The organism is Pseudarthrobacter sp. NPDC092202 (genome assembly GCF_044755505.1).
Lineage (GTDB): Bacteria > Actinomycetota > Actinomycetes > Actinomycetales > Micrococcaceae > Arthrobacter.
On sequence record NZ_JBIVRG010000003.1, the window covers coordinates 128,415 to 152,260 of the forward strand.

21 protein-coding genes are annotated in these 23,846 nt (G+C 66.4%); 10 read left to right on the plus strand and 11 right to left on the minus strand.

What is annotated here, in order from left to right:
- Positions 1-117 precede the first annotated feature (117 nt).
- Positions 118-1,110, minus strand: coding sequence for a stage II sporulation protein M (locus ACIQF4_RS06795; protein ID WP_350003796.1), 993 nt, complete (start codon positions 1,108-1,110; stop codon positions 118-120).
- A 72-nt stretch (positions 1,111-1,182) separates the two neighbouring features.
- On the opposite strand from ACIQF4_RS06795, the gene ACIQF4_RS06800 reads away from it, so the two are divergent.
- Positions 1,183-1,983, plus strand: coding sequence for an RDD family protein (locus ACIQF4_RS06800; RefSeq protein ID WP_400515364.1), 801 nt, complete (start codon positions 1,183-1,185; stop codon positions 1,981-1,983).
- Between the two features lies 1 nt (position 1,984).
- On the opposite strand, the gene ACIQF4_RS06805 is transcribed toward ACIQF4_RS06800, so the two are convergent.
- The 4 genes from ACIQF4_RS06805 to ACIQF4_RS06820 form a co-directional block, all read right to left on the minus strand.
- Positions 1,985-3,223, minus strand: a complete 1,239-nt coding sequence (locus ACIQF4_RS06805) for an Ig-like domain-containing protein (RefSeq protein ID WP_400515362.1) — start codon at positions 3,221-3,223, stop codon at positions 1,985-1,987.
- Between the two features lie 63 nt (positions 3,224-3,286).
- On the minus strand, positions 3,287-4,765 hold the full coding sequence (gene ahcY, locus ACIQF4_RS06810; RefSeq protein ID WP_400515360.1) for an adenosylhomocysteinase: 1,479 nt from the start codon (positions 4,763-4,765) through the stop codon (positions 3,287-3,289).
- A gap of 99 nt (positions 4,766-4,864) precedes the next feature.
- The gene (locus ACIQF4_RS06815) at positions 4,865-5,101 is read right to left on the minus strand and encodes a hypothetical protein (RefSeq protein WP_400515357.1); all 237 of its coding nucleotides are present in this window, start codon (positions 5,099-5,101) and stop codon (positions 4,865-4,867) included.
- Positions 5,102-5,177: 76 nt separating this feature from the next.
- A complete protein-coding gene (locus ACIQF4_RS06820) occupies positions 5,178-5,567 on the minus strand; it encodes a DUF3499 domain-containing protein (protein ID WP_400515355.1) in 390 nt (129 codons plus the stop codon).
- 118 nt (positions 5,568-5,685) lie between these two features.
- Here ACIQF4_RS06820 and ACIQF4_RS06825 point away from each other — a divergent pair, with 118 nt between their 5' ends.
- Positions 5,686-6,198, plus strand: a complete 513-nt coding sequence (locus ACIQF4_RS06825; protein WP_231457268.1) for a metallopeptidase family protein — start codon at positions 5,686-5,688, stop codon at positions 6,196-6,198.
- Between the two features lie 42 nt (positions 6,199-6,240).
- Here ACIQF4_RS06825 and ACIQF4_RS06830 read toward each other — a convergent pair whose 3' ends face one another.
- The 3 genes from ACIQF4_RS06830 to ACIQF4_RS06840 are packed head-to-tail and all read right to left on the minus strand — an operon-like array spanning position 6,241 to position 11,859.
- Entirely contained in the window at positions 6,241-7,926 is a 1,686-nt protein-coding gene (locus ACIQF4_RS06830) for a DUF5719 family protein (RefSeq protein ID WP_400515353.1), read from the minus strand.
- A complete protein-coding gene (locus ACIQF4_RS06835; RefSeq protein WP_400515350.1) occupies positions 7,919-11,296 on the minus strand; it encodes a glycosyltransferase family 2 protein in 3,378 nt (1,125 codons plus the stop codon). The genes ACIQF4_RS06830 and ACIQF4_RS06835 overlap by 8 nt, the downstream gene beginning before the upstream one ends.
- 29 nt (positions 11,297-11,325) lie before the next feature.
- The gene (locus ACIQF4_RS06840; protein WP_400515347.1) at positions 11,326-11,859 is read right to left on the minus strand and encodes a WhiB family transcriptional regulator; all 534 of its coding nucleotides are present in this window, start codon (positions 11,857-11,859) and stop codon (positions 11,326-11,328) included.
- A gap of 403 nt (positions 11,860-12,262) precedes the next feature.
- Here ACIQF4_RS06840 and ACIQF4_RS06845 point away from each other — a divergent pair, with 403 nt between their 5' ends.
- On the plus strand, positions 12,263-12,961 hold the full coding sequence (locus tag ACIQF4_RS06845; RefSeq protein ID WP_400515344.1) for a TIGR03089 family protein: 699 nt from the start codon (positions 12,263-12,265) through the stop codon (positions 12,959-12,961).
- A gap of 49 nt (positions 12,962-13,010) precedes the next feature.
- On the opposite strand, the gene ACIQF4_RS06850 is transcribed toward ACIQF4_RS06845, so the two are convergent.
- Positions 13,011-13,580: a GtrA family protein gene (locus tag ACIQF4_RS06850; protein ID WP_350003805.1), complete on the minus strand. Its 570-nt coding sequence runs from the start codon at positions 13,578-13,580 to the stop codon at positions 13,011-13,013.
- A gap of 173 nt (positions 13,581-13,753) precedes the next feature.
- On the opposite strand from ACIQF4_RS06850, the gene ACIQF4_RS06855 reads away from it, so the two are divergent.
- Genes ACIQF4_RS06855 through manA form a run of 4 tightly spaced genes read left to right on the plus strand, consistent with a single transcriptional unit; the run spans position 13,754 to position 18,482 of the window.
- Positions 13,754-14,950 (plus strand): 5-(carboxyamino)imidazole ribonucleotide synthase, encoded by a 1,197-nt coding sequence (locus ACIQF4_RS06855; protein WP_400515341.1) that lies wholly within the window; start codon positions 13,754-13,756, stop codon positions 14,948-14,950.
- Positions 14,947-15,531: a 5-(carboxyamino)imidazole ribonucleotide mutase gene (gene purE / locus ACIQF4_RS06860; RefSeq protein ID WP_400515338.1), complete on the plus strand. Its 585-nt coding sequence runs from the start codon at positions 14,947-14,949 to the stop codon at positions 15,529-15,531. The genes ACIQF4_RS06855 and purE overlap by 4 nt, the downstream gene beginning before the upstream one ends.
- Positions 15,532-15,540: 9 nt before the next feature.
- Entirely contained in the window at positions 15,541-17,190 is a 1,650-nt protein-coding gene (locus ACIQF4_RS06865) for an LCP family protein (RefSeq protein WP_400515336.1), read from the plus strand.
- 41 nt (positions 17,191-17,231) lie between these two features.
- Positions 17,232-18,482, plus strand: a complete 1,251-nt coding sequence (gene manA / locus ACIQF4_RS06870; RefSeq protein ID WP_400515334.1) for a mannose-6-phosphate isomerase, class I — start codon at positions 17,232-17,234, stop codon at positions 18,480-18,482.
- A 111-nt stretch (positions 18,483-18,593) separates the two neighbouring features.
- Here the strand turns inward: manA and ACIQF4_RS06875 are convergent, their stop codons facing one another.
- Positions 18,594-19,649, minus strand: coding sequence for a lipid II:glycine glycyltransferase FemX (locus tag ACIQF4_RS06875; RefSeq protein WP_400515332.1), 1,056 nt, complete (start codon positions 19,647-19,649; stop codon positions 18,594-18,596).
- A gap of 89 nt (positions 19,650-19,738) precedes the next feature.
- Positions 19,739-20,761 carry a class II fructose-bisphosphatase gene (glpX, locus tag ACIQF4_RS06880; RefSeq protein WP_400579937.1) on the minus strand — a complete coding sequence of 341 codons (1,023 nt, stop codon included), beginning with the start codon at positions 20,759-20,761 and terminating at the stop codon, positions 19,739-19,741.
- A 225-nt stretch (positions 20,762-20,986) separates the two neighbouring features.
- Between glpX and ACIQF4_RS06885 the strand changes: the two genes are divergently transcribed.
- The 3 genes from ACIQF4_RS06885 to ACIQF4_RS06895 all read left to right on the plus strand — a co-directional run bounded on the left by ACIQF4_RS06885 (position 20,987) and on the right by ACIQF4_RS06895 (position 23,806).
- The gene (locus ACIQF4_RS06885; protein WP_400515329.1) at positions 20,987-21,667 is read left to right on the plus strand and encodes a DUF4245 domain-containing protein; all 681 of its coding nucleotides are present in this window, start codon (positions 20,987-20,989) and stop codon (positions 21,665-21,667) included.
- 9 nt (positions 21,668-21,676) lie between these two features.
- A complete protein-coding gene (locus ACIQF4_RS06890; RefSeq protein ID WP_231457959.1) occupies positions 21,677-22,291 on the plus strand; it encodes a carbonic anhydrase in 615 nt (204 codons plus the stop codon).
- Positions 22,292-22,378: 87 nt separating this feature from the next.
- On the plus strand, positions 22,379-23,806 hold the full coding sequence (locus tag ACIQF4_RS06895) for a class II fumarate hydratase (RefSeq protein ID WP_400515326.1): 1,428 nt from the start codon (positions 22,379-22,381) through the stop codon (positions 23,804-23,806).
- Positions 23,807-23,846: the final 40 nt, after the last annotated feature.

A 23,846-nucleotide genomic window follows, 5' to 3' on the forward strand; every position in this document is an offset into this window, starting at 1 on the left:
TCACTTCCGTCGTGTTCCTGCGCCGGGCCGGGCTCAGCCGGCGCACTTATCTGGTGTCGAGCCTACCGTCCGGGCCTTGGGCTGGACGAGGAACCACCCCGGCGGAATTACAACGATTCAGGCAGCGATTTCGGTGTAGCCCGCGTCCTCGCGCCGAAGATCCCCGCGTTCTCCCGCAAGGTAGGCCGGCCTGCCCCACCTCAGCACATAGAACCAGTACGCCGCCAGGACAGCGGCTCCGATCCCGATCTTGGCCCACACCGGCAGCGCACTGGGGGTCACGAATCCTTCAACCAGGCCCGAAACAAACAGCACAAGGACAAGGCCCAAGGCAACAGTGACCAGGGACCTGCCCTCCTCGGCAACAGCCCGTCCCCGGGTCATCCTGCCCGGCGACACCATGGCCCAGAAGATCCGAAGGCCGGCCGCGCAGGCGATGAACACGGCCGTGAGTTCCATCAGTCCGTGCGGCAGGATGTAGCTGAAGAAAACGTCGCTTTTGCCCGCGGCGGCGAAGATTCCGGCCGCGATGCCCACGCCCTGGGCGTTGCTGAACAGGATCATTGGTACCCAGAAGCCCGTAATCCCCAGGGCTACGGCCTGGGCGCTGATCCAGGCGTTGTTGGTCCACACGGCACCGGCAAAAGACGCCGCGGGGTTTTCAGAGTAGTAGTCGATGAAGTCTTCCTCGACGTACTGCCTGGCCGCTGCTTCGGTGGCCACTGCCCGCAGCGCCTCGGGGGACGTGCCGATCCACAGCGCGTAGGCCGCGCCTATGAGGATGAAGGCAGCTCCACATGCCAGCGTGAGCCAGGTCAATCGGTAAAACGCCGCCGGAAGGGCCACCACAAAAAACCGTGCCAGGTCCGCAGGCACGTTGGACCTGGCCCCGGTGAAGCGTGTCCGGGCCTGCGCCAGGGTGGCGGACAGCGAGGCGGAAAGCCCGCTCTCGGGGGCAACTGACCTGATCAGGGAGAGGTGGGCGGACGTGGACTGGTACAGGGCGAGCAGCTCATCGGCCTCGCGGCCGGAGAGCCTGGCCTTGGCGGCGAGCTCGTGCAGCCGTGCCCACTTGTCCGCGTTGGCTGCGGAAAAGGCGTCCATATCCACGCGACCAGCCTAGCGCCACCGCACTAGACTTTGAGCGACCGCACCGGGAGGGCGGCGGAACGGGGAAGAACAGTGAGTTCGATCATCACGGGCGAGGCCGTGGTCCTGGAGCTGCGGCCGGCATCTTTCGCGGCCCGCGCCCTTGGGCTGGTCCTGGATGTCGCCTTCAACATCATCCTGCTCATTGCGATCCTGATCGGGCTTGCCGCTGCTGGAGAGGACCTGGATGGGGCTGCTGCCCGTGCCCTGACGCTGGCCAGCGTGGTCTTCTGCCTGGTCATCGTCCCTGTAGCAGTTGAAACGCTGAGCCGCGGCCGCTCCCTGGGGAAGCTGGCCACCGGCCTTCGCGTGGTCAGGGACGACGGTGGTGCCATCCGTTTCCGCCACGCCGTCATCCGCGGGCTGACCGGATTCCTGGAAATCTACCTGACCTTCGGCGGGCTGGCGCTGACCGTTGCGCTGTTCAATGACAGGTCGCGGCGGCTCGGAGACCTGATGGCCGGAACCTACGCGGTCCGCACCCGCGTGCCCGTGGAGCAGCCGGTTCCAGTGTTTGTACCGCCGCGGCTCCGCGCCTGGGCTGCCGCCGCGGACATTGGACGGATTCCCGACCCGACGGCGCGCAGGGCTTCCCAGTTCATCCGGCAGGCAGGACGGATGGCGCCGGCGTCCCGGTCAGAAATGGCCGCGTCCATCGCCACGGAACTGTCCGCCCATGTGGCCCCTCCCCCGCCGGCCGGAACCAGCGCGGACGACTTCCTTGCCGCCGTCGTTGCTGAACGCCGGAGCCGGGACCTGGCCAGGCTGATGGAATCACGCCGGCGCAACACGGATATCGGTGAACGGCTGCAGCGACTTCCTTTCGGAAGCTGAGCTAGTTGTCGTACTCGCTCCACGGGATGTTCCAGTCGCCGAACCCGTCATCATGGGCCGCGTAGTCGCCCTCAGTGTTCACGATCTGCACAACGTCGCCGGTGCCCATGTTGTCGAAGACCCAGGCAGCGCCGTCGGGAGCGAACCCAATGCAGCCATGCGAGACATTCGCGTTGCCAATGAACGGATAGGCAGACTCAAGCGCCTGGTGGATGTAGGCGCCGCTGAGGGTGAGGCGGATGGTGTATTCCACGTCAACGTCCCCGTAGTAGGCAGGATCGTCCGGCTTGAGTCCGATGCTTGAGGCCCGGAAGTGGTCGTAGCGCTTCTTTTCCATCAGCACCCCGTAGCCTCGGGCTGACGGGAAGCGCTTGTCCCCCATGCTGACCGGGAGTGTCTTGACTACCTGGTCATTGACGCTCAGCGTGAACGTATGAGCGGCTGAGTCCGCCACCGCCACCTTCTTGTCCCCGATGGAGATGTTCACCTTCTTGTTGAAGTTGGCGATTTGCCCATTGCCGAGGTCAACCCCGAACAGCTTCATGTCCATGGCAATAGTGGAGTTGGCGGCCCAGAAGTTCTCCGGCCGGTACCTGACCATGGTGTCGCTGTGCCAGTGGAAGGCGCCCGTCTGGCCTGCACTGCTGGTAATGCTGATGGCTTTCTCCACGGCCTCGCGGTTGACCACGGGCTCGCTGAAGATGACCTGCAACGGCTGGCCCACGCCAACTTTCATGCCGTCCAGGGGGTAGATGGCGGCGTCGGCCTCATGGGAGCTGGAGACGGTACTGAAGGACTGGGTGGTGCTGCTCTCCCGTCCCGCGCCGTCCTTGACCACGTAGGTGTAGCTGTAGTCAGTGTTGAACTTCAAGGGGCCCGCAGCGGTCCAGCCGGTTCCCTGGGGGTCGATGGAGCCCTCCACGGCCTCGCCGCCGGTGCTGGTGAGGGTGACGCGTTCGATGGTCCCGTTAGCGACCTTCAAGGAGACCGGCGCTGCAGGATTGACCTGTTTCGCGCCGTCTGCCGGCGCGGCGTCGAAGGTAACCGGCGCCACCACCGGAGCTGCGATGCCCGGGGACGTCCTCACGGCAGAGCTGGCCTCGGATTCGATGGCACCGCGGGCGATGTCCGGCGCGACAGCGGCGAAGACGCCGCCCACGGCTGCGAGGAGGCAGACAGCCGCCACCACAAAGACCTTCTTCATTCGACCGGGACGGCGGGACGGGACTTCAGGCTCCATGTTTTGATCCTAGGCGCAGAAAGTAACGGCCCGGGCGCGCTGGGCGCCCGGGCACTTTACTTCTTAGTAACGATAGTGTTCGGGCTTGTAGGGGCCGGCGGCGTCGAGGTCGAGGTACGCAGCCTGCTCCTTTGACAGCTCGGTAAGTTCCACGCCGAGGGCGTCGAGGTGCAGCCGTGCGACCTTCTCGTCGAGGATCTTGGGCAGCACGTATACCTGGTTCCCGTACTCCCGTTCCCCTTCCGGCTGGTTGCTCTTGGTGAAGAGCTCGATCTGCGCGATGGTCTGGTTGGCGAAGGAGTTGCTCATCACGAATGACGGGTGTCCGGTGGCGTTTCCGAGGTTCAGCAGGCGTCCTTCGGACAGCACGATGATGGAGCGCTCCCGGTCTGTTCCCTCGTCGAGTACCCACTCGTGCACCTGCGGCTTGATTTCGACCTTCTTGATGCCGGGGATGCGGGCCAGTCCGGCCATGTCGATCTCGTTGTCGAAGTGACCGATGTTCCCAACGATCGCCTTGTCCCGCATCCCGGCCATGTGCTCGGCCAGGATGACGTCCTTGTTGCCGGTGGTGGTGATGAAGATGTGGCCGACGCTGAGGACGGATTCCAGTTTTGCCACCTGGTAGCCGTCCATGGCTGCCTGGAGCGCGCAGATGGGATCGATTTCCGTGACGATGACGCGGGATCCCTGGCCACGGAAAGCCTCGGCCGCGCCCTTGCCCACGTCGCCGTAGCCGCAGACGACGGCGATCTTGCCGCCCATCAGGACGTCCGTTGCGCGGTTGATGCCGTCCGGCAGGGAGTGCCGGATGCCGTACTTGTTGTCGAACTTGCTCTTGGTGACGGAGTCGTTGACATTGATGGCCGGGAACAGCAGCTTGCCCTGCTCCGCGAGCTGGTAGAGGCGGTGCACGCCGGTGGTGGTTTCCTCCGTGACGCCCAGCAGGCGGGATCCGATCCGGGTCCACTTCTGCGGGTCGGCCTGCAGCGAGGCGCGCAACACCTCGAGGAAGACGCGGCCTTCCTCGGACTCGTCGTCGGCGGCTGCCGGGACGGCACCAAGTGCTTCGAATTCGGCGCCCTTGTGGACCAGCATGGTGGCGTCTCCGCCGTCGTCGAGGATCATGTTCGGGCCGAGGTCCGGGTTAGTGTCCGCGCCGGGCCACGTGAGGATCTGCTCGGCAGTCCACCAGTATTCCTCCAGCGTCTCACCCTTCCAGGCAAACACGGGAACGCCCTGGGGGTCCTCGACGGTTCCGTTTCCGACCACTACGGCCGCGGCGGCCTCGTCCTGCGTGGAGAAGATGTTGCAGGAGGCCCACCGGACCTCGGCACCAAGCGCCGTGAGCGTCTCGATCAGCACAGCGGTCTGTACGGTCATATGCAGGGATCCGGCGATCCGGGCGCCCTTGAGCGGCTGCGTGGGGCCGAACTCGGCACGGAGCGACATCAGGCCCGGCATCTCGTGTTCGGCAAGGCGGATCTGGTGCCGCCCGGCTTCCGCCAGGGTGATGTCGGCAACCTTGTAATCAAAAGTCATTGGTAGTCCTTCGTCCTGTCCGAAAGTGCTGTGCCTTCCGGTACTGCTGTGTAAAGTTCGACGGCGGCCGTGGCGCCTGCGTCCAGGCGGGCAGCGCTGCTATGCGGTCTGGCCCGTCGCGGGGGTTGAATCGTGCTGGTCCGATCCTGCCGCGGTCGCCGCTGCCAGCAGTTCGGGCGGCAGGAGGAGCGGTATCCCGTCCTCGATGGCGTAGCGCGGCTTCACTCCGGAATCCCCGGCAACGGCCGCCACCAGTACCTCGCCTTCCTGCACCAGGGCTGAACCCGTCACAGGACAGCGGAGGACGGACAGCAGCTCAGGACTGACATGTGGCATTTTTGGTGCTCCCTGGCGGGCGCGCTCGCGCCGGTAGCGGACTGGTGTGCAGTTACCAGCCTACCGCCAGAGGGTGTCAGGAGGGTTCACGCAGGACGCGCAGGTGTCCCCTGCGTGTGCCTTCGGCGCCGGCCGGTGCTTCCAGCGCCGAATGGGGCGCGCGCTGCGCCGGCTGCTGCTGGCCCTGGGCCGGGAGGGCCGCTGCGTCCCGCACCGCATTGGCGAGGGCCAGGAGGTCGTCGGGGCCCGGCTGCTGCGGTGTTGACGGCATGGCCAGCCGCAGGACTTCCCAGCCGCGGGGAACGGTCAGTGAGTCGGCGTGTTGCTCGCACAGATCGTAGCAATGCGGCTCCGCGAAGGTGGCCAGGGGACCAAGGACAGCGGTGGAATCTGCGTAGACGTACGTCAGGGTAGCCACCGCTGACTGGCGGCAGGCAGATCTTGAACACTGACGGATAGCTCCCACGACATCACAGACTACTCCGTGTCCGCACCAAAACCCTGCATTGCCGGGCCGGCCCGACGCGTCCCGGCCGCCGGGGGAATGTATCGCATAAATGTTCCCCCGGGTTTAGAGTCGATGTATGCAGTCATCGAACCAGAAATCAGGTTTCACGGTCCGGTTGGCTGGTCCGGATGCCCCCGGTAATCCGGGCACCGGCTCCTCCGGCAAGAGCTTCATGATGCGCCGCCGGAACCGCCACGGACGCGGACTCCGCGGGGAAGTCATGCTCCCCACGCACCCCGGCTACCGGACACGCTCGGACCGCTTTGATGACATGGTGATGGACTCCGCACAGAGGCTGCACGACATTTGGGGCAAGACGCTGGACGGCGTGCGGTTCGGCGTCGATGAGATCCCTCCCGACCTCGAACAGCTGGCGGCCAACTCCGCGTCGGCGCCGATGGGCTCCTACACTCCAGCCGCGGACGGCGAAGGGCCAATGATCACGGTCTACCGGCGTGTGGTGGAGCAGGGCTGCCCCGGCCCCGAAGAGCTCCAGGACCTGGTCCATGACGTTGTGGTGGAACACACCGCAGAGATGCTGGGAGTGGCACCCGAAACCCTCGACCCGGTCTACCGCCGCAGGTACTGACCTTCCGGGGTTGGCCGAGGGTAAAACCAGCGGCTGAGGCTCCTAGTGGCTCAGGGTAACGGGCACTGTCTCCTGGCCCGCCGCCGCTGCCAGGAACGCCAGGGTTGAGACGTCGCTCCTGCCATCCTGTTGGATCAGGACGGCACCGTAGGCGGCATCCCCTGACGCGGACACTACGTATCCCACCACGTCGGTGTCGCCCTCCTTCTCCGGAACGGCGATCGAGGACGTGGTTCCGCCGGCGATATCGGCGGTGGCCGGTGCGCGGACTTTCCCGTCCGACGTAATGGCGGCGTACGTGATGGTTGCCCTGGTGTCCAGGGCACCGAACACCAGGCTGCGGATCCCGCCCTGCGGGACCGGAACGACGTGCTGGCTGCCCAGCCGCACTCCGGCCGCGGCCCAGGCAACATCTGAGGGCTGGCCGTCCTGGAGCCCGCGGGTGACCCGGGTCGCGGCGACGAACGAAACGTCCGAGGATGCCGCCACCGTGTACTGCCCGGCCGGGACACCCGCGAGGGAGATTTCGGTGACTGCTCCCGCCTTTGCAGTGATGACCCCGCCCGAGGGCAGGGCAACCTGACCGTCCCGGCCGTAAAGGCGGACTTCCATCACTGCATCCGATGGACCCGGAACTGTCAGGTGCAGCGCCGGTCCAGCGTCCCCGTACCCCGGTTTTCCCGTGAGCTGGGACAGCCCGGCGGGATCCTGGATATCTACTCCTGTCATGACCTGCCGCACGGCCGGAGCCGCTCCCGGGGCTATGAAGTCAACGCCTCCGGGCGTGAGGCCCCGCAGGACGCTCTGCTGGATGACCGCGGCAACCGGCCCGCCCGCACTCCGGACGCGGACGCTCAGCTGCTCCTCCCCCGGCGCCAGCCCGGCGAGGACCACGGCCCGCGAAGTGCCCGGCGCAACCAGCAGGCCCCTGCTCCCGGGGGCCTGGATCTGGCCCTCAGCACCGAAGAGCTCCAGGCTGACGGTGGCGGGCGTGCTGGAGGCGTTGGTCAACAGCAGCACTGATGCCCGGCCCACGGTGGTGCTTGCCCCCGCGATCCACTGGTCGTTCGAGGGCTGGTGGCAGTTGGATGCTGCAGTGCCCTGAAGATCCCCATCGGTGGCGGTGAACTTCATAGCCGCAGCAGCGGAGGCTTTTTGGTTCGCCAATGCGTCGGCGCTCAGCACGCTCACCTTCTCCACGGGACGGGCCGCCACCACGCCTGCCAGGAGTTCCTGCGGTGCTCCGGCAGAAGTGCCCTGGCCGGGCCCTTCGGAGATTTCGACGGCGGTTGTCCCGTCCAGCCCGGACAGGCGGCTGGCCGGCAGTATTCCTGCCGCGCCGAGGACCGCGCCCGTCACGGCGCTGGCCGCGGTGGCTGATACCGGGCTGAACTGGGGGTCCACGCCGGCTTCGGTGCCCTCCAGCAACCGGGCAGGTCCCGGACAAACGCCCAGGCTCGTCCCGGCGGGGACGGCTGCCGCTGCTGCGGCTACCGCGCGGCTCGATTCCGGCGGTGGCAGCAGTGATCCCCCTGCCACGACCGCTCCTGCGCAGGCGAGGATCATTGCAGCGGATGCCAGCCCCACGATCGTGGTTTTGCGACCCTGCCGCTGGGGCCGCTGCCCGGAATCCCCGGTGTCCGGGCTCACTATGTTTATGTCGTCCAACGGCTTGCCGGGGCCGCCGGAGGACTGGGTCTCCGGCGACGGCGTGGTGTGCTCATGCATTCTGGTGTTCCTTACGCAGAGAGCCCTCATCCCGGGAGATGCCCGTCCGTGGCCTCCTGGCCGGCATCGGAATGGCGAGCAGGACCGTCAGGCCGATCACCGTGATCTGCGCAATGGCCGCCCCCAGGGCCCAGGGGTTTTCGTAGCGGATGGTGAGCTGGCCTCCCGATGCGGGAAGCGTGAACGCCTGCGACCAGCCGGAAGTAGTCGCAGTCAGTTTGCGGCCGTCAAGCCAGGCGGTCCAGCCGGCGTCCGCTCGTTCGGCCAGCACCACAAGGCGGCCCTCAGGACCGGCCGGAACAGGGGCATCCACGTCGCTGTAGCCGGAGGGAACCAGCCCGATGGCAGCACCGCTTCCGTCGACGATCCGCACGCGGTGCGCAATGTCTGCAGCCTGCAGCGCCGGCTGGTTCAGCGGAGTGATCCGCCAGAGCCACCCCACGTCGGTCTGGCCCACGGCAACAAGGCCCGGTACCGCGTCCACCCGGCTGGCGGTCAGCTGGGCAGCCGTGTCAGCGGAGCGGAGGACAACGAAGCCCACGCCCAGCTGTTCGAGATCGTTCCGGGGGTCAACGCCCTGGCCGGCGACGATCGTGGCCACCACGCGACGGACGGCGGCGGTGACATCGTCGTCGTCGCGGATGGTTTCGGCGCCCGGGCTCCCGATGATGTTCCGCGCGGACGCAATCGTGGAGAGGCTGTCCAGGGTGGTTCCGGCACCGCGCATCAGTGAGGCGTCAAACGTCCCGTTGTCCCGGGTACTGATCAGCAGCGTGCGTGTCTGCTCAGGCCCGGTGCCGCGGTCAATGGCCGTGGCAGGCAGGGTGCGCGGGTTGGCGGGCTCCACCAGCCGAGGCGTTCCGAGTGAGCCGGCGTCATCATCGGGCGTGGGTGTGCCCGCCGTCTCGGCGCCCGGCGAGGCGGCACCCGTGGCGGCGGAGGCCGTGGCAGGGCGCAGCAGGTTTTGGGCTGACCAGGCAGCCATGCCGGCCAAGGGCCCCGCTAGCAGGATGGCCATTCCCACGGCAGTGGCGGACCGGAGGGCCGCCCGGCGCCTGGCGCTGCCGGTGGCCGATCCCCTGTGCGCCATGGTCAGGAGATGTTCCGCTCCCAGGATGCCTGCCGCCAGGAGGGCGAAGGCCGCAGCAGAAACTGCCGGCCCGGAAAACGGAGTCACGAGGTTTTGGGCGTTCATTCCAGTGGCCACGTGACCGGCGAGCCAACCGCCTGCAAGGACAAGCACGCCGGCCGCCCAGAAAGCCCTCGCCATGGCGGCGCGGTGCCCGTGCACCGTCAGTCCGGCGACAGCCAGTGCCAGTACCGGAGCAGCGACCAGGAGTGCCAGCAGCAACGCCCAGGGTGCACTTCCGCCGGCAAAAGCGGGCAGCCCTGCGAGTCCGCCTTGCGGATCGAACCGCAGCGGCTGTCCCAGCACCTGCTGCCACAACGGAGCCGCTTCAAAGGCAAGCGGCAGGCCTGGATCGGCCAGCAATGACCTGGGTCTGTCGAGGACGGAGAGCCCGAAGGGAATGAACAGGGCCGCGGTAGGAAGCAGGGCCCACCAGACCGTCCGGCCGCGGCGTCCGGGCAGGAAGCCGCAGAGCACTACCACCACGACGGCCGGTACGAGGAGTGAGGGCGCCGACGCCACAACAACCGCCAGCGCAAGGCCCGCTGCGGCCGCGGCGGTCCAGGACGGAGTGCCGTTGATGCCGGGCCTGATGGGGGGCCTCTCACCGGGACGGCCTTCGGCAGGGGAAGGCATCGTAAAACGGCCATGTCCCACTGCTGAACCGGTGGCCCGCAGCAGCGCGAGGACCACCAGGGGAAGCATGATGTGCGCAATCAGCGCTCCGGCCCTGCCCTGGTTGAGCGCGACCTGGAGTGCCGGCGCGGCGGCCCACAGGAGGGCCGCGGCAAGCCGGAGCCGGCGGCGGACGGTCAGCCCGCCGGCGGCGAACCATGCCGTGAGCCCGGACAGCGGCGTGGCGAGCAGGAGCAACCAGGACATGGCCGGGTTGGCGTCCCCTCCGCCCAGGACTCCCAGGATCCACAGGACGTATCCGAAGGGATCTCCGCGCCCGGGCAGCCCTGCCCCAAGGGTGATCCACCAGCTGGAAGCGTGGTGCCAGATATCGCCCAGGCTTGCAGCGACAGGAATGAGTGCACCGCCGGAAACGGCTTCGGCTCGGAAGAGTCCTGTCAGGGCCAGGAGCGACGCCACCGACGCGACGATGACCACGGCAAGGGCTCCGTTGCCCACCCATCCCCGTTTTGTGGTGGCCAAAGCCGCGAAATCGTCCGATGCGTCGCCACTGGGCTGGTGCGCCAAAGGATCCTGTTCAAGCTCGTCCGTTGGGGAATTGTCCGCGCCGAGCGCCTCCATCAGGGACCGCCTGTGGCTCCAAACCTCACGCCTGGGGGTTTGGAGCTTACGGATCACGGACCGGCGGATGCGGCGGGTCCGCCGGGCGCTGCGGCGTGCCTTCGCCACTGCGCGCGGCCTTCCAAGAGCGGCGCAGGTGGCAACCAACTGTGACAGTCCGTGCGCAGGATCCTTGACCAGGATGCTCAGCACGAGTTTGAAGAGGCTGCCCAGGAGTGCCCCGGCTCCATGGACGGGCACCATCCATGGCGTGGAATGCTTCAGGCGCAGATGGACCTGGGCTTTCCGGGCCGCGGCCGCATTGCCCAGGGCGTGTGGCCGGTGGGCAACGTGGAACATGCGCGCTGCCGGCACAACGACGACGCGGTGCCCTGCCAGCCGGTTGCGCCAGCAGAAGTCGACGTCGTCGCCGCTGCCCGGCAATGCGGGGTCGAAGCCGCCCAGTTGCTCCCAGATGTCACGGCGGACAAGCATGCCGGCGGAGTTCACGGCGAAGGTGTCACTGCGGCCGTCGTACTGCCCCTGGTCGAGCTCGTCGGCATCGATCAGGGTGAGCCGTTCTGCCCACCGGCTGGTGGACAGGCCGACGTCGATGAGCTTGCGTTCCGCGTGCCAGTCCAGCTGTTTGCACCCTGCGACAGTGACCGACGGCGCCCTTTCAACGGCGCTGAGCAGTTCGGCGAGTGCTTGCGGAGCCGGTGCTGCATCATCGTGCAGCAGCCAGATCCACTCTGCCCTGTCCGGGGCCGCGGTCCCCCGCCATGGGGCCAGCTCCGCCAGCACGGCGGAAACAGCTGCGCCCATACCGCCCTTGCCGCGCGGCTGGCTGGTGACGTTGGCTTCGCCAAGGGCCCGCTCCAGGAGGACCTTAGAGTCATCCAGTGACCCGGCATCAATACCGATGGCGTAGTCGGCAGGCCTGCTCTGGGACGCCAGGGCGGCGAGTGTTCTGGGCAGATAGGCACTGCCGTTGTGGGCGACCACAACGGCAGTGACATGAACTTCCTGGTGAATTAGATTGCTCGCTTCCTCAGCCGCCGGCGCTCACGCTCGGAAAGGCCTCCCCAAATGCCGAACCGTTCATCGTTTGCCAGCGCGTATTCAAGGCACTGGGAGCGCACGTTGCAGGCCCCGCAGACTTTTTTCGCATCCCGCGTGGAGCCGCCCTTTTCAGGGAAGAAAGCCTCGGGGTCCGTCTGGGCGCACAGGGCGTCTGTCTGCCAGCCCAGTTCGCCTTCGTCGTCGAAATCCTGCTGGAAGGGAAGCCCTATCCACACAGGCTGGCTGGCGCCGCCGGTGGCCACTTCCATGGGTGGGTCGAGGTCGTCCTCCGGCTCCGCGCCACCGTCAAGAAGTGCCTCGTGGGCGGCGAGGAATGCAGTGGCCTGGTCTTCCAAGAGCCCGCCCGCATTCTTGTTGTACCGGTCGGCAGCATCAGGATCGGCGGGGTCCACGTACCAATCGCTCGGCACCCCCCGGGCACGGTACTTTGCCGTTGCCTGACCGGCTACGACGGCATCTTCCTGGATACGCTCTGCTTGCCCCATCGGCGACCCTCCTGATTTGCAGCAACTGCCTGGATACGCGGCACTCGGTTGTGTGCCGGCATTTACGCAGTTGCCTTTAGTTATCTCTAATTACACGTGTGTAACTTGGGTGAGTCAAGCCGCCGCCGGATAATAATCACTGCGGATGGTGAAGGCCGCGTACGCCACGCCCGGGAATGTATTACGGGAGCACGGCGTGGCTCGCCGGGACGTCGGAATCGCACCGAGGAACCGTCCGGATTGCCACCAACGGCGCGGAAAATACCTGCAAAGACAAGAAATAGCAAGCAGGCTGAGTATCGCCTGTGATATATCTCACTCCGCCTTGCAGTGCTCACCCCGTCCTCGGCGGGGGTTTGCAGTCAGCGGTGACTGCGCCCGGCGCCGGTGGCAGGATGGTGCCATGGGCAACCCGCTATCTGATCTGATGTCAACGCTCCGTTCGGGCAATTCAACGGCTCCCCGGCTCACCTGGTATGGCCCCGACGCCGAGCGGGTGGAGCTCTCCGGAAGGGTCCTGGACAACTGGGTTGCCAAAACAAGCAACCTGCTCCAGGACGAGTTGGACGCTGCCCCCGGCATGCGCCTGCGCATGGAACTGCCCGCCCACTGGAAATCCATGGTCTGGGCGCTGGCCGCCTGGCAGGTGGGGATGCAAACCGTGCTTGACGGCGGGGCAGCGGACTACCTGGTCACCGCCGATCCGGAGTCAGTTGAGGGGAACTACGACGCCGTCATCGCCGTCGCCCTGCCCGCACTGGCGATGCGGTGGCCGGGGACGCTTGCCGCCGGCTTGCTGGACTACGCTGCGGAAGTCCGCTCCCACGGGGACGTGTTCATGGCGCACGCCGAGCCGGAACCGTCGGGGTGCGCGGTGGTGGCTGGCAACGGCCGCGCGTACTCCCACCAGGACCTGCTCAATGGCTTCGCCGCGCGCCACGACGAAGGCGTTCGCCTGCATGTACCGGCCGGAAACGGGCTGGAAGGGGCGCTGTCCAACGCGTTGGGCGCGTGGCGGCACGATGGATCGGTGGTCATGACGCATCCGGATGTGGAGCTGACTGACAAGCTGCTCGCAGCGGAGCGGATCCACGGCAGCTAAAAAAGAGCGGGGCCCGCTGCGGCCAACCCGTCCGCCGTGAGCTGTCCAGCTATGGCTTGGCGCGGCCGTCCCTCGAAGGTGCACGCTCCGCTTCGCGCTCCACGCCTGGGCCCTGCTCCTTGTGGTGGTGGTGAAGCTCGATGAGCTCGTGGTCGTGCGAGAACTCCGGTTCCTGGTCCAACTCCTGGTTAAACACCAGGAACCGGTACGCGAAGAAGCGGACCACGGTAGCCACAAGAATGCCCGCCACGCCGGCCAGGAACAGCATGTTCTTGTCCGTGACGCCCAGCCCGTATTTCGCGAGGGCGGTGAAGCCCGTGGAGATGCCGATGCCTATCCCGTTGATGAGGACGAACATCAAAAATTCCCGGAGGACGTTGGCCTGCCGGCGGTGCCGGAACGTCCAAAGCCGGTTGGCGATCCAGGAGAAGACCGTGGCCACGGAGGCGCCGACAAACCGCGCCTTGGCCTCACTGTCGGTCATCGGGCCGTGCATCAGGTAGTACGTGAGTCCGTTGTCGATCACGAAGGCCACACCGCCCACGGCTCCGAACTTGGCCACTTCGCGCCAAAACAGCGAGGCGAGCCCCCGGATACGGTCTGCAAGTGTGGTGAACATGGCCCTCCATGGCTGTGTGAACTGTGGGCCATTGGGCCGGAGGCCATTTTAGCCCCCAAACCTGTGAGCGGGCCGTCCCAACTGCCGGACGGCGGTGGTCGAGGGGCCGAAATACTCTCGGCCCGCCGGACCGGAACGCGGGATACCGGGCGGTCTTCGGTAGGCTGGCCTACGTGACTTTTCCAGTAATAGGCGTTGTTGGCGGTGGCCAGCTTGCCCGAATGATGGCCCCGGCCGCAACTGCACTCGGCTTCGAACTCCGTGTCCTCGTCGAAGGGGAGGACGTCTCCGCCGTATCGGCTGTGTCCTCCTCGCCGGTGGGAGACTACAAGGACCTGCAGACGCTCCTGGACTTTGCCCAAGGCCTGGACGTCATGACTTTCGACCACGAACACGTTCCGACAGACCACCTCCGCGCCCTGCAGGATGCCGGTGTCAACGTCCAGCCCGGGCCTGATGCGCTCGTGAACGCCCAGGACAAACTGGTCATGCGCGCTGCCATCGACCGGCTGGAGCTTCCCAACCCTGCATGGGCCTCCGTCCCGGACGTCGCTGCCCTGGTCAGCTTCGGTGATGAGACAGGCTGGCCTGTTGTACTGAAGATGCCGCGCGGCGGCTACGACGGCAAGGGCGTCAGGATCGTCGCCTCGGCGGAAGAAGCCGCTGACACAACCGCGTGGTTTGACGCCATGAGCCCCCTTCTCGCCGAGGCCAAAGTGGAATTCACCCGGGAGCTTTCGGCACTCGTTGCCAGGACCCCCGACGGCGAAGCCCGTGCCTGGCCGGTGGTGCACACCATCCAGGTGGATGGTGTCTGTGATGAAGTGATTGCTCCTGCCCTGGATATCCCGGTGGAGGTCGCTGCTGCCGCAGAGGACGCCGCCCTCCGGATCGCCGGCGAGCTTGGCGTTACTGGAGTGCTGGCCGTTGAGCTGTTCGAGACCCCGGGCGTGGGCGCAGGGTTCCTGATCAACGAGCTTGCCATGCGGCCCCACAACACAGGGCACTGGACGCAGGACGGCTCGGTGACAAGCCAGTTCGAGCAGCACCTGAGGGCGGTACTGAACCTTCCCCTGGGCGCCACCGATGTCCTGGGCCCCGTGGTCGTGATGAAGAACTTCCTCGGCGGCGACAACCAGGACCTGTTCTCCGCGTTCCCGATGGCTCTTGCCAGTGAACCTGCCGCAAAGGTGCACTGCTACGGCAAGTCCGTCCGCCCGGGCCGCAAGATCGGCCATGTGAACCTGGTGGGTTCGTCCACCGCAGACGTTGATTCCGTCCGCCGCCGTGCCACGATGGTTGCAAGCATCATCCGCGACGGCCGGGCACCGGCAGAAGAACTGCCAAGCACTTTCGAGGAGAAGCCATGAGCGACCAAACCACTCCTGCCGCCGCTTCGGAGGCCGCCCCGCTGGTTGGACTGGTCATGGGATCAGACTCGGACTGGCCCGTCATGGAAGCCGCAGCGGACGCGCTTGCGGAGTTCGGCATTCCCTTCGAGGCCGACGTCGTATCAGCCCACCGGATGCCCACCGAAATGATCCGCTACGGGCAGGCTGCCCATGAGCGCGGGCTGCGGGTCATCATCGCCGGGGCCGGCGGCGCAGCCCACCTGCCGGGCATGCTGGCCAGTGTCACGCCGCTCCCGGTCATCGGCGTTCCCGTTCCCCTCAAGACCCTGGACGGAATGGACTCCCTGCTGTCCATCGTCCAGATGCCTGCCGGCGTTCCGGTGGCCACCGTGTCCATCGCCGGCGCCCGCAACGCCGGGCTCCTGGCCGTGCGGATACTCGCTGCCGGCACGGACGAGCTCGCCGCGTCGCTTCGTGCGGACCTCCTTGATTTTGCAGCAGACCTCAACGCGGTTGCGGCCCGCAAGGGTGCCAACCTGCGCCAGAAGGTCACCGAGGTGTTTGCGGACGGCAACGGCGCCCTGCGGGGTAGCCGCTAGGCGGCGCGTATGTCCAGCAGCAAATTGCAGCAGCCCGCCCCCGGCACCTCCATGACGGACCCGGTCCGTTACCCTGCCAGCGCTTCCTCCCCGGTACGCACCAAACGGGCCTTTGTCCTGATCCTCCTGACCCTCCTGGTTCCGGGCAGTGCCCAGATCGTGGCCGGCGACCGCAAACTGGGGCGCGCCGCTTTGCGCGTAACCCTCGGGGTCTGGGCGGCAGCGGCTGCCGCCGTGCTCCTGCTGCTCTTCAACCGGACCCTGCTGATCAGCCTCATCACCAGCCCTTTCGCTTCACTGGTCATCGTCGTCCTGCTGGCCGCCCTGGCCGTAGCCTGGGCATTGCTGTTCCTCAACACCCTCCGGATCATCCGGCCCATACTCCTGGCACCTCGGGCGCGGCCGGCAGTCGGCATAGCCCTGGTACTGGCCATGGTCCTGGGGAGCGGATCCCTTGGTTATGCCGCCTACCTGCTCAACGTGGGGCGCAACGCGATCGGCAGCATCTTCTCCTCTGGCCCCAGCATCGATCCCGTGGAAGGCCGCTACAACTTCCTGATGATGGGAGGGGACGCAGGCGAGGACCGTACGGGCAGGCGTCCGGACAGCCTTTCGGTCCTCAGCGTGGACGCCGAGTCGGGGCAGACCGCCATCATCTCAGTGCCCCGGAACCTCCAGAACGCCCAGTTCAGCGAGGACTCCCCCATGCGGGCCATCTACCCGGACGGCTACGACTGCGGTGATGAGTGCCTGATCAACGCCATCAACACCGAAGTGACGAACGAGTACGCCGACCTCTACCCCGGGGTGGCCGACCCCGGGGCGCAGGCCACCCTGGAAGCAGTTTCCGGGACGCTTGGAATCACGGTGCAGGCTTACGTCCTGGTGGACATGGACGGTTTCTCCCGGCTCATCGACGCGATGGGCGGCATCAGGATCAAAGCCGGCGGCTGGGTTCCCATGAGCGGCTACTTCGACGATTTCAGCCAGACCCACGGCATGCCTCTGGGCTGGATTCCGGCTGGTGAACAAACCCTCGACGGCAACCAGGCACTCTGGTACGGAAGGTCGCGGGAGTATGTGGACGACTATTCGCGCATCCAGCGCCAGCAGTGCGTGCAGCAGGCCATGCTCAAGCAGCTGGACCCTGCCATGCTGCTGGCCAAGTTCGAGGACATCGCGGACGCCGGCACCAAGGTGGTGGACTCCAACATTTCCTCCTCGCAGCTGGGGAGCTTCGTGGACCTTGCCATGAAAGCTAAGGGCAAGGAGGTCCGACGGCTCACCATCGGCCCGCCGGACTTTGACGCCTCATTCTCCACGATTCCGAACTTCGACGAGATCCACGAGCGCGTGGACCAGCTGTTGGCCTCCGCGTCCTCGCCCCAGGCGGCAGGCGTGCAGGACGACACCATGGTGGAAACGGGCACCGTGCCGGGCCGTCTCCAGGCTGCGGCAGCCAGGCCCTCCGGCATCTTCCCCCTTGCCGGCGCCGTTCGGGCACAGCAGTCGCCCGCGCCGTCGGACTTCACTCCGGTAACCACCACGCCAGATGGCGAGCTGATCACCGAAGAAATGCTGACCCAGCTCAAGCTCGAGGGCAACGAGCAGGCAATCGCCGAACTCGTGGCAACCAACGGCCAGTGCGCGCCGCTGTAGCCGCACACATTATCCAGCAGACCTAGGGAACGGAACCGGTTTTGTACGAGATTGAGAACGTCCTGCGCGATTATGCCTGGGGTTCGACGACGGCCATCGCTGCCCTCCTGGGACGGCCAGAGTCCGGCCGCCCGGAAGCCGAACTCTGGATCGGCGCCCACCCCGATTCACCGTCCACGGCCCGCGTCCCCGGCGATGGGACTGCGGGGACGGCGCTGGATGCCCTGATCTCCCGCGATCCGGACCATTTCCTCGGAGCGGAATCAGTGGCCCGCTTTGGCCCCCGGCTTCCGTTCCTCGCCAAGATCCTCGCCGCAGCCCAGCCCCTCTCCCTGCAGGTCCACCCCAGCCTGGAACAGGCGCGGGCCGGGTTTGCCCGCGAGAACGCGGAAGGTGTGCCGGCCGGCGCCCCGAACCGCAATTACCGGGACGACAACCACAAACCCGAGATGATTCTCGCCCTGACCCCGTTTGAGGCGCTGTGCGGGTTCCGCCCGGCTCCGGAAACGCGGCAGATCCTGGCACACGTGGCCTCGGCATGCGGCTCCAGCGAAGCCGGGGTCCCGGCCCTGGTCGGAGCGCTGCAGGAGGACCTTGGTGCAGCCGATGAGGGCCAGGGCATCCGGAAGGCCTTCGAGCGCCTGATCACTGGAGGCCAGTCCGTGGCCGATGATACGGCGCTGGTGGTGGCAGCACTCCTGTCCGCGCCCGGCTTTGCCCCCTATGAGTCCGAACTGAAAACCGTCATCAGCCTCAACGAGAAGTATCCCGGCGATCCCGGTGTCCTGATTTCCCTGCTGCTGAACCGCGTCTCACTGGCACCGGGCGAAGCGGTGTACCTGCCGGCCGGAAATGTCCATGCGTACCTGCACGGCCTTGGCGTCGAAGTCATGGCGTCCTCGGACAACGTCCTGCGCGGCGGCCTTACCCCCAAGTTCGTGGATGTTCCCGAACTGCTCCGCACCGTTGACTTCCAGCCTGTTGCGGTGCCCATGCTTGCCGCCGAGCGGACGGTCCTGGACCAGGAAGTGTTCCGCCCGCCGTTCGAGGAATTCCAGCTCCAGCGCATCGAGCTCGCGCCTGGGACAGCCCCCGTTCCGCTGGCACAGTCCGGGGCGGCCGTGGTCATCGTTGTGGCCGGAGATATCTACCTGGACTCACCCAAGGGCGACCTGCAGCTCTCCCGGGGCGGCAGCGCCTTCCTGGCTGCCGCCGAGGCTCCGGTCAACGTCCATCCCGTGGCCGGAAGCACGGAGCCTGCACTGGCTTTCGCCGTGACCACCGGCCTTTAGCTGCCGGCTCTCTTCAGGCAGCAACGGCAAAGGGCGACGGCGGCACCCGCCCGGGTGCCGCCGTCGCCCATTACCGCCGTCGCCCTTGTACAGCGCAGCTGGTGGATGCAGCTAGCTTCCGGGGCGCAGCCGCTGAAGCACGGGGCGCACCCGGCCGGCAGCGGCCTTCAGGACGCGCCGTCCGGTCTGCAGTCCCCGCCGGGCCAGGGGCATCGCCTGGGCGTAGGCCGGGTACAGCGGCGAGAGCGGCTTTTCCCAGGTTCCCAGGAGCATGTTTTCGTGCTTGGCGAACTGCTTCTTGAAGTCGGAGATGCCGTCGTTCAGGAGTCCGTTGAAGTCATACCGCCGGCAGCCGTCCTCCCGCATCGCCTGCAGCGCCGCCCACTTCACGCCGTAGTTGACGCGCTGCTTCTGTCCTTCCGCGGACACGCCGCCGTAGAGCTCAAAGGCAGTGGACCCGCTCCTGGCGAGCCACACGAATGCCAGCAGCTGCTCGCCGTCGAACGCCCCGATGATGGGTGAGCCGTCCCCCATGTTCCGGAAAATGTCGCGGTAGTACTGGTCCTCGTGGATCCCGAACCCGGCGCGTTCAGCCGTCTCGTGGTAGATCGCGAGCACCTGCTCAAGTTCGGCGTCGTTCTTGACCTTGCGGAACTCCACGTCGCTGCGCATCGCCTTGCGGATGTTCGCACGCGTGGACTTGGACATGTCCGCCATGAGCTCGTCATCAGACCTCGTCAGGTCAAGGATCAGCGTGCGCGGGATCAACACCGTGTTGGCGGACGGACGGAATCCGGCAGCAGCCACGGCTCCCGCGAAGACGGAGTCCTGGTCCCAGTCGGGTTCGATGCTCAGGGCGACTCCCCGGTGCCGGACCGCGGCGTGTTCGGCAAGGGAGTTGAGGACGGCCTGCGCATTTTCCGCCGAGCACAGGGGGCCGCGCGGAATGTAGACCAGGGCCCGGAAGGGAAGCGGAAGGCGGCGGACCAGCAACTGGGCCGCGCCGATGGTGTTGCCGGCGTCGTTGATGAGCACGCGGTCCACGGACCAGCCGTGCATCGCTTTAGTCTCGCCCCAGCCCCACAACTGTTGCGGATGCCCCTGGAACCGGTCAATGTGGTCGTCCCAGAGGGCGCGGTCAGTACAGGGCACAACAGCAGGAATCATGGCTTCAACCCTATACCAACGGCTTAAACGCCAGGCCCCCGGAGCGCGCTGTGCATTCCGGGGGCCTGGCGTTCAAAGCGCGCCGTGCGTCAGCTCTTGCGGGCGTAGCCTTCCCACTTGTCGGCGCGGTGCTCGCCGTCAACGAAGCGGATGGTGCCGGACTTGGAGCGCATGACGATGGACTGGGTGAGGACCTTGTCCTTGGAGTACCGCACGCCCTTCAGCAGGTCGCCGTCGGTGATGCCCGTGGCCGCGAAGTAGCAGTTGTCGCTGGAGACGAGGTCGTTGGTGGAGAGGACCCGTTCCAGGTCGTGGCCGGCGTCGATGGCTTTCTGCTTCTCTTCATCGCTCGTGGGCCAGAGGCGGCCCTGGATGACACCGCCCAGGGACTTGATGGCGCAGGCTGCAACGATGCCCTCGGGCGTGCCGCCGATACCCATCAACGCGTCGACGCCTGTCCCGGTACGGGCGGCAGCAATGGCACCGGCGACGTCGCCGTCCATGATGAACTTGGTGCGCGCGCCGGCTTCACGGATTTCTTCGACCAGCGGCTTGTGGCGGTCGCGGTCGAGGATCATGACGTTGAGCTGGTTGACCTTGACGCCCTTTGCCTTGGCGATGAGGTGCAGGTTCTGCTTGACGGGGAGGCGGAGGTCCACCATGTCCGCGGCTTCGGGGCCGGTGACGAGCTTCTCCATGTAAAACACGGCGGAAGGATCGAACATGGAGCCGCGTTCGGCCACGGCGAGGACGGCCAGGGCGTTATTGATGCCCAGGGCAGTCAGGCGGGTTCCGTCAATGGGGTCGACGGCGACGTCGCACTCGGGGCCGGTGCCGTCACCTACGCGCTCTCCGTTGAAGAGCATGGGAGCTTCGTCCTTTTCGCCTTCACCGATGACCACGACGCCGTTGAAGTGGACGGTCTGGAGGAAGGAGCGCATGGCGTCTACCGCGGCGCCGTCGGCCTTGTTCTTGTCGCCGAAGCCCACCCAGTGGCCTCCGGCGATAGCTGCGGCTTCGGTCACGCGGACAAGCTCGAGGGCGAGGTTGCGGTCCGGCTCGTCAATGCCTACGGCAAGCGACGGGGAAAGCGTGGAGTACTTCTGGGTCATGGACGCTGGTGACACGTGAACCTCTTCTTCGAGTGGCGATCATTAAACCCGCCCCGCCGGTGCAGCAGCGCGGTGATTCCTCTGCTACCGATCATAGTCGCGAGCCGCTCAACGGGGCGGCGGATGACGCGCCCGCGCAATGTACCCGGCGACGGCGGCCAGGAGCCGGCGGGGCCCAAATGGAAGTTGCCTGCCGCGATGGGCGACTATAGAGGGGTGAATGACATGCAGGAAAAGACCAGTCCCAGCCCCGAGCCGGCCGGATCCGAAGGCAGCGGCGGGTCCAGCGGCGCTGCAGGAAATGGGCCGGTAAAGCCTGTCATTCCGGCTGCTGCAGCCAAACGCGCCAACGCCTCGGTCATCGGAATGATCATCGCCCTGGTGGTGAGCATTGCCGCGTTCCTGCCGATCATCCTCATGAATCCGCTGCCCAAGAGCGACGGCTACCGTCCGGACATCGACGTCGCAGCCGTCTCGCGCAATGCCACGGATGTGGCAGGATTCACACCCGTCGCGCCGGATACCGGCAACAGCTTCCGCCCCAACTACGCCCGCTGGGAAGCCGGAACCGGCAACGGCGTCCCCGCCTGGGAAGTGGGCTACCTGACCCCCAAGGAATCCTTCATCGGCCTGGTCCAGACCAAAAACGCGAACCCCACCTGGCTGCTCCAGCAGACGCGCAACGCGCCGGTCACCGGTTCCCGGAACGCCGGCGGGCAGGAATGGGAGCTTCGGGATACCGGCAAAGGCGAGAAGTCCATGGTGCTGGACTACCGCGGGACCACCGTCGTTTTGTCCGGGGAAGCCCAGCTGGACGAGTTCGCAGCCCTCGCTGACGCCGTCGTCAAATCCCTGGAGGGGAACCCGGCTGTCACAGTTTCACCCTCCCCCGCCGCGGCCCCGTAAGGTAGGCGCGTGACTACCTACCTGACCCCTGCACTTGCCTGGCGCCGGCTTCGTGAAGGCAACGAACGTTTTGTCAACGGTGAGACCTCGCACCCCAACCAGGATGCCTCACGCCGGTCCTCCCTGGTGGAAAACCAGCACCCTTTCGCCGTGATCTTCGGGTGCTCCGATTCCCGGCTCGCCGCTGAGATCATTTTCGACGTCGGCCTGGGCGACGTCTTCGTGGTCCGGACCGCCGGCCAGGTGATCGACGACGCCGTCCTGGGGTCCCTCGAATACAGCATCGGCGTGCTGGGGGTGCCGCTGATCGTAATCCTCGGGCACGACAGCTGCGGTGCCGTGAGCGCCACGAAGTCAGCCGTGGAGACCGGACAGATGCCCGCAGGTTTCATCCGGGACCTCGTGGAGCGCATCACGCCCTCCGTCCTGACGTCCCTGCGCAACGACCAAACCGACGTCAACGACATGGTGGTGGAGCACGTCAAGCAGACCTCTGAACGCCTGGTGGACAGCTCCCGTGTGATTTCCGACGCAATTGGCTCGGGCAAGGCTGCCGTGATCGGACTTTCGTACAGCCTGGCCGAGGGCCGCGCGAACCTTGTTTCCGGAATCGGCGACCTCTGACGGCTCCCTGAGGGGGCTCCGGCGGGCAGCGTGTAGCAAGCAGTTCACGGTTTTCGGTGCGGCGCCCGGGCGTCCTAAGCTAGCCCCATGACTTCCACTGAAGAGTTCCGCATTGAACATGACACGATGGGCGAAGTCCGCGTCCCCGTGAACGCACTGTACCGCGCGCAGACGCAGCGTGCAGTGGAGAACTTCCCGATTTCCGGCAAGACCCTGGAACCTGCGCACATTGAAGCGCTGGCCCGGGTCAAGAAGGCTGCCGCCCAGGCCAACGCTGAACTGGGTGTGCTCGACGGCGAGCTGGCCAAGGCCATCGCGGCGGCCGCGGATGAGGTAGCCACCGGCAAATATGACGGCGACTTCCCCATCGACGTCTTCCAGACCGGCTCCGGCACGTCCTCCAACATGAACACCAACGAGGTGATCGCCGAGCTGGCCACCCGCGCCCTCAAGGCGGCCGGCAGCGACAAGGTTGTCCACCCGAACGACCACGTCAACGCCTCGCAGTCCTCCAATGACGTCTTCCCCACGTCGGTGCACGTTGCGGCCACCTCCGCCCTGATCAACGACCTCATCCCCGCCCTCGGCTACCTCGCCGAGTCCCTGGAGCGCAAGGCCGCTGAATTCAAGGACGTCGTCAAGTCCGGCCGCACCCACCTGATGGATGCCACCCCCGTGACCCTTGGCCAGGAGTTCGGCGGATACGCGGCCCAGGTCCGCTACGGCATCGAGCGCATCAACGCATCCCTCCCCCGCGTTGCCGAAGTTCCGCTCGGCGGCACGGCAGTTGGCACCGGCATCAACACCCCGGCCGGGTTCCCGGAGCGCGTGATCGAACTGCTGGCCACGGACACGGGTCTGCCCCTGACCGAAGCACGCGACCACTTCGAGGCACAGGCCAACCGCGACGGCCTGATCGAGGCGTCCAGCCAGCTGCGCAACATCGCCATCTCCTTCATGAAGATCAACAACGACCTCCGCTGGATGGGCTCCGGCCCCAACACCGGCCTTGGCGAGATTGCCATTCCGGACCTGCAGCCCGGCTCATCCATCATGCCCGGCAAGGTCAACCCGGTCATCTGCGAAGCCTCCATCATGGTCGCCGCCCAGGTCATCGGCAACGACACCGCGATCGCCTGGTCCGGCACCAACGGCGCCTTTGAGCTGAACGTCGGCATCCCGGTCATGGCGTCCAACCTGCTGGAATCCATCCGCCTGCTCGCCAACACCAGCCGGGTCATGGCAGACAAGATGATCGACGGCATCACCGCCAACGTGGAGCGCGCCCGCTTCCTGGCCGAGGCATCGCCGTCCATCGTGACCCCGCTGAACAAGTACATCGGTTACGAAAACGCCGCCAAGATCGCCAAGACAGCTGTGGCAGAGGGCCTGACCGTCCGCCAGGCCACCGAGACGCTGGGCTTCGTCGGTGACGGCGAGGGCCAGGTCTCCGAAGCCGACCTGGACAAGGCACTGGATGTCACCACTATGACCGCCCCCGCCCACAAGGCGTAGCTTCCGCACTTACCGTTCAAGTACGACGACGGCCGGTACC

What these genes read in the sequence shown, in the direction of transcription:
- ACIQF4_RS06885 (WP_400515329.1), top strand. Translation starts at nt 20,987, where the DNA reads ATGCAGGAAAAGACCAGTCCCAGCCCCGAGCCGGCCGGATCCGAAGGC.
- ACIQF4_RS06830 (WP_400515353.1), bottom strand. Translation starts at nt 7,926, where the DNA reads ATGCATGAGCACACCACGCCGTCGCCGGAGACCCAGTCCTCCGGCGGC.
- ACIQF4_RS06805 (WP_400515362.1), bottom strand. Translation starts at nt 3,223, where the DNA reads ATGGAGCCTGAAGTCCCGTCCCGCCGTCCCGGTCGAATGAAGAAGGTC.
- ACIQF4_RS06845 (WP_400515344.1), top strand. Translation starts at nt 12,263, where the DNA reads ATGGGCAACCCGCTATCTGATCTGATGTCAACGCTCCGTTCGGGCAAT.
- purE (WP_400515338.1), top strand. Translation starts at nt 14,947, where the DNA reads ATGAGCGACCAAACCACTCCTGCCGCCGCTTCGGAGGCCGCCCCGCTG.
- ACIQF4_RS06895 (WP_400515326.1), top strand. Translation starts at nt 22,379, where the DNA reads ATGACTTCCACTGAAGAGTTCCGCATTGAACATGACACGATGGGCGAA.
- ACIQF4_RS06865 (WP_400515336.1), top strand. Translation starts at nt 15,541, where the DNA reads ATGTCCAGCAGCAAATTGCAGCAGCCCGCCCCCGGCACCTCCATGACG.
- ACIQF4_RS06875 (WP_400515332.1), bottom strand. Translation starts at nt 19,649, where the DNA reads ATGATTCCTGCTGTTGTGCCCTGTACTGACCGCGCCCTCTGGGACGAC.
- ACIQF4_RS06850 (WP_350003805.1), bottom strand. Translation starts at nt 13,580, where the DNA reads ATGTTCACCACACTTGCAGACCGTATCCGGGGGCTCGCCTCGCTGTTT.
- ACIQF4_RS06825 (WP_231457268.1), top strand. Translation starts at nt 5,686, where the DNA reads ATGCAGTCATCGAACCAGAAATCAGGTTTCACGGTCCGGTTGGCTGGT.
- ACIQF4_RS06815 (WP_400515357.1), bottom strand. Translation starts at nt 5,101, where the DNA reads ATGCCACATGTCAGTCCTGAGCTGCTGTCCGTCCTCCGCTGTCCTGTG.
- ACIQF4_RS06840 (WP_400515347.1), bottom strand. Translation starts at nt 11,859, where the DNA reads ATGGGGCAAGCAGAGCGTATCCAGGAAGATGCCGTCGTAGCCGGTCAG.
- ahcY (WP_400515360.1), bottom strand. Translation starts at nt 4,765, where the DNA reads ATGACTTTTGATTACAAGGTTGCCGACATCACCCTGGCGGAAGCCGGG.
- glpX (WP_400579937.1), bottom strand. Translation starts at nt 20,761, where the DNA reads ATGACCCAGAAGTACTCCACGCTTTCCCCGTCGCTTGCCGTAGGCATT.